The 13,069-nt window shown below is 40.0% G+C and carries 15 protein-coding genes; 7 read left to right on the forward strand and 8 right to left on the reverse strand.

Features of this window, described 5'->3' with window-relative positions:
- The first annotated feature begins 46 nt into the window (after nucleotides 1–46).
- The 5 genes from VSA01S_RS18180 to VSA01S_RS18200 all read left to right on the forward strand — a co-directional run bounded on the left by VSA01S_RS18180 (nucleotide 47) and on the right by VSA01S_RS18200 (nucleotide 3,133).
- Complete coding sequence (locus VSA01S_RS18180; protein WP_039981533.1) at nucleotides 47–406, forward strand: DUF6968 family protein; 360 nt, start codon at nucleotides 47–49, stop codon at nucleotides 404–406.
- Nucleotides 407–520: 114 nt separating this feature from the next.
- Nucleotides 521–1,153, forward strand: coding sequence for a winged helix-turn-helix domain-containing protein (locus tag VSA01S_RS18185; RefSeq protein WP_050567353.1), 633 nt, complete (start codon nucleotides 521–523; stop codon nucleotides 1,151–1,153).
- A complete protein-coding gene (locus VSA01S_RS18190) occupies nucleotides 1,113–1,580 on the forward strand; it encodes a hypothetical protein (RefSeq protein WP_039981531.1) in 468 nt (155 codons plus the stop codon). Before VSA01S_RS18185 ends, VSA01S_RS18190 begins: the two co-directional genes overlap by 41 nt.
- A 391-nt stretch (nucleotides 1,581–1,971) precedes the next feature.
- Nucleotides 1,972–2,706 (forward strand): winged helix-turn-helix domain-containing protein, encoded by a 735-nt coding sequence (locus VSA01S_RS18195; RefSeq protein ID WP_039981527.1) that lies wholly within the window; start codon nucleotides 1,972–1,974, stop codon nucleotides 2,704–2,706.
- Nucleotides 2,684–3,133 carry a hypothetical protein gene (locus tag VSA01S_RS18200; RefSeq protein WP_039981525.1) on the forward strand — a complete coding sequence of 150 codons (450 nt, stop codon included), beginning with the start codon at nucleotides 2,684–2,686 and terminating at the stop codon, nucleotides 3,131–3,133. The genes VSA01S_RS18195 and VSA01S_RS18200 overlap by 23 nt, the downstream gene beginning before the upstream one ends.
- A gap of 68 nt (nucleotides 3,134–3,201) precedes the next feature.
- Here VSA01S_RS18200 and VSA01S_RS18205 read toward each other — a convergent pair whose 3' ends face one another.
- The 3 genes from VSA01S_RS18205 to VSA01S_RS18215 all read right to left on the reverse strand — a co-directional run bounded on the left by VSA01S_RS18205 (nucleotide 3,202) and on the right by VSA01S_RS18215 (nucleotide 7,312).
- On the reverse strand, nucleotides 3,202–4,881 hold the full coding sequence (locus tag VSA01S_RS18205) for an RluA family pseudouridine synthase (RefSeq protein ID WP_039981542.1): 1,680 nt from the start codon (nucleotides 4,879–4,881) through the stop codon (nucleotides 3,202–3,204).
- A 344-nt stretch (nucleotides 4,882–5,225) separates the two neighbouring features.
- A complete protein-coding gene (fghA, locus tag VSA01S_RS18210) occupies nucleotides 5,226–6,065 on the reverse strand; it encodes an S-formylglutathione hydrolase (protein WP_039981523.1) in 840 nt (279 codons plus the stop codon).
- 98 nt (nucleotides 6,066–6,163) lie between these two features.
- Nucleotides 6,164–7,312: an S-(hydroxymethyl)glutathione dehydrogenase/class III alcohol dehydrogenase gene (locus VSA01S_RS18215; protein WP_021710667.1), complete on the reverse strand. Its 1,149-nt coding sequence runs from the start codon at nucleotides 7,310–7,312 to the stop codon at nucleotides 6,164–6,166.
- Nucleotides 7,313–7,526: 214 nt separating this feature from the next.
- Here VSA01S_RS18215 and VSA01S_RS18220 point away from each other — a divergent pair, with 214 nt between their 5' ends.
- Nucleotides 7,527–8,396, forward strand: coding sequence for a LysR family transcriptional regulator (locus VSA01S_RS18220; RefSeq protein ID WP_039981521.1), 870 nt, complete (start codon nucleotides 7,527–7,529; stop codon nucleotides 8,394–8,396).
- A gap of 101 nt (nucleotides 8,397–8,497) precedes the next feature.
- Here VSA01S_RS18220 and VSA01S_RS18225 read toward each other — a convergent pair whose 3' ends face one another.
- On the reverse strand, nucleotides 8,498–9,268 hold the full coding sequence (locus tag VSA01S_RS18225) for a siderophore-interacting protein (protein WP_039981519.1): 771 nt from the start codon (nucleotides 9,266–9,268) through the stop codon (nucleotides 8,498–8,500).
- Nucleotides 9,269–9,482: 214 nt separating this feature from the next.
- Between VSA01S_RS18225 and VSA01S_RS18230 the strand changes: the two genes are divergently transcribed.
- Nucleotides 9,483–11,039 (forward strand): M85 family metallopeptidase, encoded by a 1,557-nt coding sequence (locus VSA01S_RS18230; protein ID WP_039981518.1) that lies wholly within the window; start codon nucleotides 9,483–9,485, stop codon nucleotides 11,037–11,039.
- Between the two features lie 138 nt (nucleotides 11,040–11,177).
- Here VSA01S_RS18230 and VSA01S_RS18235 read toward each other — a convergent pair whose 3' ends face one another.
- From VSA01S_RS18235 to VSA01S_RS18250, 4 genes are all read right to left on the reverse strand, one after another.
- Nucleotides 11,178–11,561: a hypothetical protein gene (locus VSA01S_RS18235; protein WP_039981517.1), complete on the reverse strand. Its 384-nt coding sequence runs from the start codon at nucleotides 11,559–11,561 to the stop codon at nucleotides 11,178–11,180.
- Nucleotides 11,562–11,662: 101 nt separating this feature from the next.
- On the reverse strand, nucleotides 11,663–12,043 hold the full coding sequence (locus tag VSA01S_RS18240) for a hypothetical protein (protein WP_039981516.1): 381 nt from the start codon (nucleotides 12,041–12,043) through the stop codon (nucleotides 11,663–11,665).
- A complete protein-coding gene (gene yidD / locus VSA01S_RS18245; RefSeq protein WP_033004131.1) occupies nucleotides 12,043–12,270 on the reverse strand; it encodes a membrane protein insertion efficiency factor YidD in 228 nt (75 codons plus the stop codon). The genes VSA01S_RS18240 and yidD overlap by 1 nt, the downstream gene beginning before the upstream one ends.
- Entirely contained in the window at nucleotides 12,260–12,475 is a 216-nt protein-coding gene (locus VSA01S_RS18250) for a DUF4177 domain-containing protein (RefSeq protein ID WP_039981515.1), read from the reverse strand. Before VSA01S_RS18250 ends, yidD begins: the two co-directional genes overlap by 11 nt.
- Between the last annotated feature and the right edge of the window lie 594 nt (nucleotides 12,476–13,069).

Consider the following 13,069-nt stretch of genomic DNA (forward strand, 5'->3'; position numbering starts at 1 on the left):
CCTGACATAAAGCTGTTCACTCGTTCTTTTATTGATTAGGATAAACATGGAAACGTATACCATTTGTGAAGCGAAGTATTTCGTGACGATACCCGTTGAAAACTCCCAGGCTTCTGAAGTAAGGAAGGTGATTTTTCGGATCAGTCAGCCTGAACCTTATGACCTTCCGCGTCTACAAGGCATAAAAATGCATGTCTGTATTGTTAATATTGAAGGACTGGAAGCAGAGAAAAGGCTTTATGGTGTCTCTTCATTACAAGCGCTTTGTTTGGCTATTCAACATATCAGTATCAAGTTACGTGAATTCAAAGCATCCAGATTTGCTTTTTATTCTGATGCGGGCCTTACTTGTCCTTTTGATATGCTTTCTACTCATTTTTTAGAAGACTTTCTCGACAAAAGCTAATCGATAGTTGTCATTCTGATAGCAATAGAATTCTACCGTATTTAAGTTTTCAGTTCGCGACTTTAAATACGGTTTATACTTAATAATTATTAATATTTATTGGATAGCATCAGCTTGAATAACTTTTTAGATCTTCATACGGGGCAAATCCGTAATCAATCAGGTAAAGAAATTGCCAAGTTGAGCTCTGCCGAGTCCGCTATTCTTGAGCTCTTGATCCTCAATCGAGGCCAGTGTGTGTCTCGTGACGATATGTTTCATTATGGTTGGCCGGGTCTGATTGTTGTAGACAACTCCCTGACCATGGCCATAAGGAGAATCCGCAGTGCGGGTGTGCGAATACAAACTGTACCACGCAAAGGATACACATTAACCGATGAGCATATCTTTATTCAACAGGAACAAGATGTGATAGCTTCTCAAATTGTGCAACAACCTGTCGCTTCTGACGTTGACGATGAAAAAGATGAAAAGCGTCTTTTGTCTAATCGGGGCATTGAACGTAGACGTCCATTGTCAGCGACTTTTTGGCTATGCTGTATCGGCTATAATTTTATATTGCTGATCTTCCTATTACTTCTCGAGTCTGACAAGCCCTATGTCACTTGTGTTACGGTCAAGGATGTTGAAGCTTGTTCAACCATTACTATTCCACAAACCGGATTAGCAGACTTGTCTCCTGGTTTTTATTTCTACGGATATACTTATGATGACGATGATACGCACAGGTTCATTAAAATACATTAAGCAAATCTGTCTCGTCTTGAGTTTTGTTTTTACGTTATTTGTTCTTAAGCCATTTGTGAATGGGCTAGGCTGCGATTTTGAATTGTATGACTACAACGAAAGGATTCACTATGAACTTACTTGTAAGCGCGGTCTTATTTATCAAGATATATGGGATAAAGAAACGGGGCAACGTTTTGTTAATAAATCTTTTTATGGTTATTGGAATGGTTTTACTTATAACCTTAATTTAGGCCATACCATTCATTTAAAAGGACCTGATCAGAACGTCACTGGTAGTGGTTTATCTGTATATCAACTTTCCAGTATCTGGACCTCATTTAACCGTCAAAACAATACTAATAGTTTTTCACTTGTTGAGATTCCTAAAGGTGCTATTTTTAAATCTGACTTCTCAACACCACCCAAAAGAGGCTTTATTGAATAATGGTTGTTATTGCTCTTTGTTTATAAACTCTTCTTAGTTGTTGAAATTAAATGATTACCTTATTTTATATTTGTTTTGTTAACTCAAGGTTACGAGGTGGTTAGCATCTTCTACACTATTTTAATATTAGATATCGAATATGATTAAAAGTTTACTATTTATCTTGGTATCATTTTTACTGCCATTTACTATTATTTGTCATGCGAGTGGCTTTGTGAAAAAAGATTCATTTAAAAAAAACTATTTAGAGGACTTTAAAGCAACATGCCAAATGGATGATAATCTCAATATTTATGACTTTAGACCATTTCGCTTTTAGCAGATAGGGTAACTATTAATAGCTACTTATTATCATTTGCTAATATACCCATTATAAGGTTGAATAATTAATATGGATGTTAAATTTATTTATGATGACAGCTCTAAAATATTATATGATAAAGAAGGTAATGAAAAAGGAAAACTTAGTGTTGCTGAAGGAAGATTGCTCGTTTTCTTTGTTAATAATATTGGAGCGGCTCAAACCAGAGATGATCTTGTAAAAGCAGGTTGGCCAAAAATTATTGTTGTCGAAAATGCCCTGACTATGGCGATTCGAAAACTTAGAAACTTTGGTATTACAATAAAGACAATAAGAGGGGAGGGCTATTTATATTCTTGCGAAGAAATATTGTTAAAAAATATTAATCAATATCTTTCTGAAGAAGGACGCCAGCATTTTGTTTTTAAAGAAAAAATAGAGGAAAAAGATGCTGATCAAATGACAGAATTGAACGAGGCTGTTAGAAGTGATACTGAAAATAAGCTAATTGAGCCTGGTTCGTCAAAACAAGATTCGTCGAAAGAAAAAAATATCAATGTAGTATCATCATTGTTTAATCGTTCTAAAATAACCTACTTTCGAGTAGTTTTAGTGGCTTACGGTGCGATTTTATGTCTATCCTATCTAGCGATACAAGTTTCAGAACCTAATGTGAAGTGTTTACGATTTAATAATCAGAGCGTTGAAGTATGTTCGGTACTCTCTTTTAATAAGAGTGAAGCAAAAAAACTCACACCAGGTTTATATTTATATGGATACATCTATGATGAGAATAGTAAACATGAGTTCATCAAAGTACGTTAGTGTTTCAGTTATAGCTCTTTTAATCATCTCCTCTCTTTTTGTCTTTAAACCTTTTATTAATGGCTTAGGTTGCGATTATGAATTAAGTGAGTCTAACGGGAGAATTCAGTACAATATAAAGTGTAATAAAGGGTTTATTTATTATGATGTATGGGATAAAGATACTGGACAACATTATATAAAAAAATCACTTTATGGATATTGGGGTGGGATCACTTATCGAGTGAATTTATATAACACCATATTTTATGGTGATAGTCATTCACCAACCGCTAAAAGTGGTGTTTCAATCTATGAATTATTAGGTTTAAGAGCTTATTACTCGGTGCATAATGCGCTATTTAATTATGCCATTGTGGATCTACCTAAGGGTGCTATTTTTCGCTCGTCCCATGATCAGGCTTTGCACAAAGGTTTTATTGAATAACATGTTGTTTTGAGCATAAATATACCCAAGCACTTTGAGGTCACTTGGGTATATGATTTTCGCCCAACTTAAAATTCGCAGTTAGCTGTAAAGCGCATCGGTTGTCTAGTATAGGGATGATTGAGTTCCAGCCTCTCTGCATGCAAATAAAGGCGATCTGCTTTTTCTCCATATAAACCATCTCCTCTGATAGGCATGCTTAATCCTAAATGGTGGGCGCAGTGCAGTCTTAATTGATGTGTTCGACCTGTCTTTGGGTACAGGCTCACTCGGCTGCGACCCTCTCTAACGCTGATTAACTGCCACTTCGTTTCTGCTGGCTTGCCAAATTGGTGACAAATTAGCTGCCTTGGCCTGTCATCAGGGTCACCACGCATTGGTAAGGTGATTAAGCCCTCGGTTTTATCCAAGGTGCTTTCCAGAATAGCGATGTATCTTTTTTGAACCTCTCTGGTAATAAACTGTTTCTGTAAGCTTTTATTGGCCCGTTTGGTAAGAGCGAAGACTAAGATTCCAGAGGTTGCCATATCAAGCCGATGAATAACAAAAGGCCCTTCAGCATCAGGGAACCTCTCTTGAAGTCGAGTGTAGGCAGAGTCTTTAATGGTTTTGCCGGGGACTGACAACAGCCCTGAAGGTTTATTTACCACCACCATCGCATCATCTTGAAACAGTATTTCGAGTTCTTTTTCTTGTGCCCAACTGATTGCTAACGGATTGGGTTCTACGTTTAACCCTTGCAGCATATGGCTCAAAATAGGCTGACATTTGCTCTGACAGGATGGATAAAACGCTTTGTGCTGCCTCACTTCTGATTTTGGTGGCGTACCCCACCAGAATTCCGCCATAGCAAGCGGTTTAAAGCCGTATTGAAAAGCGAACTGAAGGAGTTTTGGGGCCGCACATTCGCCTGCTCCTGCTGGAGGAACCGGATTGTTCGTAGGGGTAAAAATATCAATGAGGTTTCGTTCTTTGCCAAGCTGGTTGAGAAAGCGGTATTGCTTGTGCAGTTTCTCTTGTAACGCGTTTGAAAGTGCTTTCCGTTGTGCTTTTAAACTCTCGCGTTGTGATTCAAGCTCGGCTAAGCGTGCTTCTTTCACCGCTAGCTTATCATCCCAAGACTTTTTTATGTATTTAAGCGTATTTTTCTCAGCGACGCTCTGTTTTGCCAGATGCTCTAATAGCTGGTTAAGCTGATCGTTTGGTAGAGTGTTGAGGCCAAGTTCACGTTGGTGTTTACGCTTTGCTCGATTGGCAATAATCAAGTTACGGTGCTCGGTTTCTTCTTGTTGATAAACCATGCGATCAGCACGGATGTCTGCTTGCAGGTCAGCGATATCAGACTGTGATTCAAGATCGCGGTATTGTGCATTGATTTTATTTATGGCGTTATTTTCTTCATGGAAAAAGCTTTCATCCTGCAACATATCAAACACGGGAGGAACGAACCCAGGCAGTAAATTTTGCTCAGCAATTTTGCCAGAAAAAGCGCTAAGAAACCCCACCTCTCCTTGTTGGTTTTGCACCACAAGGACACCAAACATTTTACCTCGTCCTTCTGTTGTTCCGTTTAGCCCAAAATCATGGCAAAAGTCGTTTTGCTTAAGTAAATACTGCTGTAACTGCTTGGCTGCCAGAACACTCAATGGGTGCGGGGTATAATAGAAAGGAAACGTAAACTGTATTGGTAACTCAACTTGAGAGATATCAGCAGTAAAACGAGTAAAGCAGTGTTCAGGCGATGGCATGTTGGTTAACTCAGGCGATATTAAAGGAGCTGGGATTTTACCTATTTTAGCCGGAATTGCTACTGAACCTGATTTCACTCGCCCTTTGGGAGCATGTCACTGAGCCGACTTCTTACGTCAGACAACCGTTCTTCTTGCAAAAAGAAGAAATAGAATACTATTCCGCTTCGTTGTCTTCCTTGAATTCAACTCAGTGACCTCGCTCTGAATAAAGCATCTTGAAGTCACTTGGGTATATTTCTTATTACATAACGAAGAGCCACTCATGATAACAAGTGGCTGTCTTGATTTATGTTTCAAGGAAAAGAATCTTCAAGAAAATTTAGGTTTAAGATACACTCTATTTAAGAAAACAAATGCTTAGCATGAAAGTTAAGATGGTCTTCAATAAAGCTTGAGATAAAGAAGTAACTGTGATCATAACCGGGTTGCATACGAAGTTCGAGTTGTGAACTATGCATTTCTGCTGCCGCTAAGAGCATTTCTGGCTTTAATTGTTCTTTTAGGAAACTGTCAGCGTCACCTTGATCCACTAAGATAGGTAATGGGGATTTGCCCTGCTTCAGTAATTCGCTTGCGTCGTACTGTTTCCAACTCTCGATATCGCTACCAAGGTAAGCCGTAAACGCTTTATGACCCCAAGGGCATTGAAGGGGGTTACTGATTGGGCTGAAAGCAGAAATAGAACGATACTGTTCTGAGTTCTTCAGACCAATGGTAAGAGCGCCATGCCCGCCCATACTGTGGCCAGAAATCGATTTAACGTCGGAAACAGGGAAGTTACCCTCAATGATCGCAGGTAACTCTTGAGTGATGTAATCGTACATATGGTAATGACGTGACCATGGCGCTTGGGTGGCATTTAGGTAAAACCCTGCGCCTTGGCCTAAGTCATAATTGTCATCGTCTGCGATATCGTCACCGCGTGGGCTTGTATCTGGGGCAACAATAGCGATACCTAACTCAGCAGCGATGCGAAATGCTCCCGCTTTTTGCATGAAGTTTTCATCAGTACAGGTTAAACCAGATAGCCAGTAAACCACAGGAACAGGGTTGGATTTGGTGGCATTAGGTGGCAAGAAAATCGCAAAGCGCATGTTGCAGTTTAGGGCGCGGGAGTCGTGAGTGTATTGTTTGTGCCAACCGCCAAAAACTTTGGCTTGGCTTAGGCTTTCTATGGTCATGGGAATCTCTCAATAAAACGAGGTTTTTAACTGGGCTTAGTTAGCCGTTAAAAAAACGATTCGGCCCCCTTTTTATCAAAGAGAGCCGAGATTTAAGGTTACTTATCCATATGAAGAACAGTACGAATCGATTCACCTTTGTGCATCAGTTCGAACGCTTCGTTCACGTCTTGTAGACCCATGGTGTGAGTGATGAATTCCTGTAGGCCGAATTCACCAGCCATGTAACGGTTTACGATTTCTGGAAGCTCAGAGCGGCCTTTAACACCACCGAAAGCGCTACCACGCCATACACGACCCGTTACAAGTTGGAATGGACGAGTTGAGATCTCTTGACCAGCACCAGCAACACCAATGATAACTGACTCACCCCAACCTTTGTGACAACACTCAAGTGCTTGACGCATAACGTTTACGTTACCAATACATTCGAATGAGTAATCAACGCCACCGTCTGTCATTTCAACGATAACATCTTGGATTGGCTTATCGAAGTTCATTGGGTTGATGCAATCTGTCGCACCAAGTTGTTTAGCAAGTTCGAATTTGCTCTCGTTGATGTCGACACCGATAATACGGCTTGCACCAGCCATGCGAGCACCGATGATGGCAGAAAGACCGATACCGCCTAGACCAAATACCGCAACTGTGTCGCCTTTTTCAACTTTAGCCGTGTTCAGTACTGCACCCATACCAGTGGTAACGCCACAGCCTAGCAGACAAACTTCTTCAAGTGGTGCTTCTTTGTTAACTTTCGCTAGTGAAATTTCCGGTAGTACTGTGTACTCAGAGAAAGTAGAACAGCCCATGTAGTGATAGATTGTTTCACCGTTTACAGAGAAGCGGCTTGTGCCATCTGGCATTAGGCCTTTACCTTGTGTTTCACGAACAGCCTGACATAGGTTAGTTTTGCCAGACTTACAGAACTTACATTCGCCACATTCTGCAGTGTAAAGTGGGATTACGTGATCGCCTACTTCAACGCTTGTTACGCCTTCGCCAACCATTTCAACGATACCGCCACCTTCGTGACCAAGAATTGAAGGGAAGATACCTTCTGGATCGTCACCTGATAGAGTGAAGGCGTCAGTATGACAAACACCAGTTGCAACGATACGGACAAGAACTTCGCCAGCTTTAGGAAGTTGTACATCCACTTCTTCCATTTTTAGAGGCTCGCCAGCAGCCCATGCAACCATTGCCTTAGATTTTATGTGAGTTTGACCTGGTTTGATTTCAAGTGCCATTAGAGGTTTCCTTTATATTCTCGGTATATAGGTAGCGCAGTAAGCGTAGTCGAATAATGCTTTTTGTGCTTTCCCGTTTTGTTGGGCATTATTTTATATACTTCAAATAAAATGATAATCCTGTTAAAGTGAAAATGATTTTTACAGATACGTAATAGTAAGTGCCCGAGTGATGTCAGCATGCATGGGCATAAAGAGCTTGAGATTTAAAGTTATGGCAAATTGGGAAGGTGTGAGTGAATTTGTTGCTGTTGCAGAAACCAACAGTTTTACCGGAGCGGCGAATAAACTGAATACATCGGTAGCGCAGATTAGCCGTAGAGTATCGGCACTTGAGGAGCGTCTAGCGGTTAAGTTACTGCATCGCACGACGCGGAAGGTGTCTCTTACTGAAGCAGGGCAACTTTATTATCAACAATGTAAGCACTTAGTAGAAGGGCTTGAGCTGGCTGAATTGGCAGTCACTCAGATGCAATCAGAACCAAAAGGGTTACTTAAAGTTACCGCGCCAGTGACCTATGGAGAGATGAATTTATCTCCGTTACTGAATCAGTTTTTAGAGCAATACCCTCAGGTCGATCTTGAGCTTAATCTCACCAACCACAAAGTGGACCTCATCGAACAAGGTATTGATTTGGCGATTCGCCTAGGACGATTACAAGATTCCAGTTTAATTGCGAAACGACTTTCTTCACGTCAATTATATGTGTGTGCGAGTTCTGGTTATTTGGATCGTTTTGGAGAACCTCATACGTTATCGGAGCTTAATCGTCATCAATGCTTGGTCGGTAGTGCGGAATATTGGCACTTTAAAGAACAGAAACGTGAAAAATCTCTAAGAATATCAGGCCGCATAAAATGTAACAGTGGCTTTGCACTGGTTGATGCTGCGAAACGCGGTCTTGGCTTGGTACAACTGCCGGATTATTACGTTCAGGAAGCGTTAGACCAAGGGGAGTTAGTGGAAGTTTTAACTGATTATCGTGCTGAGCGAGAAGGTATTTGGGCATTATATCCACAAAACCGTAATTTATCGCCGAAAGTAAGACTGCTAATTGATTTCTTGGCTGAACAGTTAAGCTAAAAATGGATTTTTTAGGTGGTGCGCAGTAAAGCTGAACTCCACCTAATTTGTTACTTAGGTACAGATAAATTATTGGGCATAACTGGAACATCAATTCTAGGTTAGGATTGCTGTTCCGCATCCGCTAGCTTTATTGCTTTGTGCCCATCCTCGGAAACACCTTGTTTCCAATAACTACTGATGTAAATGTTATCACGATCAACATTCTTTTCATTTCTAAAGTATTGACGTAACTCTCGCATTGAGTCGAATTCACAAGCACACCACACTGCCGCTTCACCATTCTTCCACTCCAGTTCACGAACTTTATCGGCGAGAGATTGCTTGGTTATCCAGTAAATTTTTATATGTTCGGGGGCATGTAGTGGTTGAATATCTTGTTCTGAAAGAACACTGATCACTGCGTAGCCTTCTGCTTCTTTTGGTAAAGTACGTAATTTAGCGGAGAGTGCAGGCAGGGCGGTCATATCTGCCACCATGAAGAACCAATCTGCTTCGATATTTAAGTTTGAAATACTACCTGGGCCAAGAATATTAATGGTGTCGCCTGGCTTTGCTGACATTGCCCAGCGAGCAGCAAAACCACATTGTAGGTCAGAGGTAATATGGCGAACAAAGTCCACTTCAATCGTTCTTTGCTGCAGATCGAAGCGTCGGATGGTATAGGTTCTTAGCATCGGACGATTGTCCGATAAAGGTTCTTGTATTTCTGTGCCGCCTGTTTGGTTAAAGAGCAATTTGATATATCCACCTTCACAATCTGCTGGAAAGTGAGCCAAGTCATTGCTATGAAAAACAATTCGTTGCATATTAGGAGAGATCGTTTTATTTTGTATAACAGTAAGTTGCTTTGGTATGAGTTGTTTTTTCATGGTACTTCTCTAGGCTATGCAAATGATAATAATTCTTCTTTCACCCTATCAGTTTTTTTATTTCTCTGAAAGCCCTTACTGAAAATTTACAGTGTGAATTGTCTATGGCTGGTTAAAAATAATGTGCCATAGAAAAGAATTTATATTCTCTCCTCTCAACGTAATAACAAATTACTAAGAACTAATGTATATGGTTAATCAAATAAGGATAAACATGTTTAAACGTCGTGTGTTCGCGGTGCTTTTGTCGCTCTCCAGTTTAACTATCACCCCAGCAACGGCAAATAATGAAAAGCCACATTACGGCAGTGATGAATACGCAGATTATGTGATATCGAAAGGAAGTGAGCACCGATTAACGGCGACCCAATTGTCTGAACTGTCATCAGCCATTTCTCGCTCGGTTGTGGCCAGTTACGGTAGACTTATTGACCGACATACAGCCGCATCCATTGAATACACACTGATTGATGCTTTAATGAATTCTCCCACGTTTCAGAGTGCCGTTTCTTTTGGCATTAACAACCAGCAAGAGACTCTTGGTCGTATTCAATTTAGCAACGAATACGAAATTAACCCGGACCAAGATATGTTTGAAGATATCGATGAGATAGAAGCTTGGGAGATAGAAGAATCAGACGCCACGAATTCACCTCTAATTTGTATCAATGAAGCTAAGGAAGATGATGAAGGCAATCCAATTGTGAACATTTGCCTCGCACCAAGTACTCACTCTGAGGAATACTCTTGGTGGCAAGAAGCACTGATCCATGAAATGATTCACCATATTACGGGTTCTTCTGACCCAGATTCAGAAGTGAGGTATGGCCCAACGGAAATTTTGGCACAAAGAGTTGCCCGTGAAAATAATTGGTTTGTGCCAAGCTTTAGAGGGTATAGCGATCCAGAACGAACCGAAGGTATTCAAAGACGTAACTTTAATGCTTTGATTGATACGATTAATCGACATCCCGCAGCAGCGAGTGAACTCATGAGTAGGCTCGCGACGATTGCTTCGGGCTTAAGAGCCTCGAATCAATTTACATTATTGACGTCTTACTGCTCATCAAGCCAAATTGATTTACCGCCATTACCTGATTTCGATGATGACCATTTCAATATGGGGGCTGCTTTTTTTACTGGTGCGAGCGCGAGCCAATCTGTTGGTCGATGTAGTATTGATAACGCATTGCGAGTCCAATCGGTAACAGAGGATATTCGATTCGCTGCAGGCTATCCGCTGATTAAAAGGGATTTTAAAAACCTAAACTTATTAGTTGCCAAGCAGGCTTTTTTAAGAGTTAAAAATAGGGGTGCTTTCTACGCTAAGAATTGGAGTTCTTGGAAAGCATGGTATCAAGCATCAGCCTGGAAACATGCCTTTGGTTACGGCTTGTATGGATACGGCTTAGAGCAAGCGATAGGTAATGATCTCTATAATCCTTACGGATTGGTGTTTAACGATGGTTCATTCTCAGTGGGTGTGGTTGGTAAAGATGTAACAAGCAGCACTAAGAGCGATAATTTTACTACCTTAGCTGGAACAAATTGGCATACCATAAAATATGCAGGTCAGATGTTTTTTGACAGAAATGGTAGACCCGTTGCTTTAGTTATTACGGATATGATGACGGGAGTCGTTGGTTCTGGGTGGTCATTTATTTATAGTGAAGGCAAATGGTTATATGAGCCCCATGATGATTGGGATGATCGCTATTTCGCCAATTCTGAATTATCTCTAGACGCTCATGCTCCGCAGTTTATACGCTAGTCGGTGATAATGTTTTTGTCGGAAAATAAAGTAGGGAAATATCTTCTCTACTTTACCTACAGCTAACTATACCCAAGTGGTACGCTCCCAAAGGTTATTTCGCTGAACACAGCATCTTGAGGTTACTTGGGTATAGATTTAGAAAGGCTTATAATTAAACTTAGTATAATACCCACCTGAAAACTGTCCAGTATCTGCATTCCTAATTAAATACCAATAGCTATTTGAATCATTACCCGGATGAGGAAAGTAATTAAGGCAGCTATCTGTAAAACAGGCACATTGGTTTAATAAGTCAGCTTGTTTGTCATTGATAGTGAAATAACCAACCCAGTAACCACCGTACTGCAAGCTGCTCCAATAACCAATGAGCGTTATGTAATCGCCATTACTTTTTTGAGCCCAGTTCCAGTCCGTTCCATTACTGTTAGCACAATAAAGATGAGTGGTTGTTAAAGATTGTGCATTCACTATACTGCTCAAACTAGAAGCAATAAAAAACGCAATATATTTATTTAACACAATGATTTTCCATTGAAAATAAAAGTATAAACAAAAATCAAAAATGGTTCTATCCTGGTAATAGGTGTACTGTTTAACAAAATTTTTTGATAATAAATAAATTAGCTTTTTCGGACGTGATTAAAGATCTCACAAGACAGTTTGTAATTGTGCAGCCTTACAATTTTTTGTGAGAAAAATAATTGTGGTAATTCATAAATTGTGAGTAAACTGAGAATGACATACGCGCTGGTATGTTCAAGAGCAAGGCCTATTAAACTCACCGCTAATAATATTAGCTCCAATGAAAATATGGCATACTTTCCGAGATAACAATGGTGGATACCTCCTAAAAAGAACCAATTTAATGTTGCGTAGGTATCAGGATCTTTGAGTTTTTGTGACTGGCGATGATAAAACTCTTTTCTTTGGTTTTCAGGTAGAGCGTGTACTTGTTTTCTCAGTAGTTCCTCTTTTTGTTCTAATTGTTTGAATAAGGGCATTAGGGTACCTCATCATGAATTTTTTCAACAAGGTCAGGTTGATTACAGCGTTTAATTCTAGCCAATCCAAGTTTCCAACCTTTGATGGCTCCGTACTTGACGATACATTGCCTTGTGTATTCAGAGCAAGTCGGCTCAAAGTTGCACTCAAGATTGAACAACTTTTTTGAACCACCGCTTGCTTGGTAGCGATGGATCAACGTTAAGGATAAAAACTTAGCGACCAAGGGTAATTATCACCGCTTCGCGTTTCCAAAATAGCATGAAGCGCTTTTGTTCAACGACTTGAAACACGACTTGCCAACCGTCTTGTGCATACCTGTTGATCTCGGCTTCCATTTTTTGAATAGGCAGTCCGCTGGCTCCAAGTAAAACAGTGCCGCATCCACCTTCTACAACGTGAATAATTTTATATTCTGAAAATTTTGTCATCTTAATTACCAATTAATTTTTATATACAATACTTTAATGTTTATAAAGTGTATTCACTGCGGGCTCATGAAAGGTGAGATCCTGATTCTCAAACTGGTTTGGTGCTGGGAACATGTGCTAACAAGGATCTGACAGTTTTGTAAGGAATCTACTTCATCATTTCGCTTATTAAGTACATCTGTTCCATTTTTCGTCTAAGGACAATTCCTTTTTACATGATAAGCAGGAGATAGTGCTTTTTTTAATTAATTTATTCTCGCCATATTTACTGGGGAATCTAGATCGCACTTTAGACATTTATAATGAAGTTCTGTACCCATATTTGAGTCTACCTTTCCACGCAGCGAGTGTATTTAACTATCAATCATATCATCATTGAAATTAAATATCTCACTGAATCTATAATGAATATAACTAAAATAAACCTTGTTGTAATAAAAACGCGATGAAAAGTAGAACTAGGCGAAGTGACAGTAGTGGATTTGAGTGAAATCATCGTCGTCAATAAAGAAATCAAGCAGCCAACAAATGGTGACGTCAAGGAACCTCAAAGTTCTGGTTCAAAAAGCGGAGGCTCAATAGGCTTTGGTGCTT

It is taken from the genome of Vibrio sagamiensis NBRC 104589 (assembly GCF_007990935.1).
Taxonomy (GTDB): Bacteria; Pseudomonadota; Gammaproteobacteria; order Enterobacterales; family Vibrionaceae; genus Vibrio; species Vibrio sagamiensis.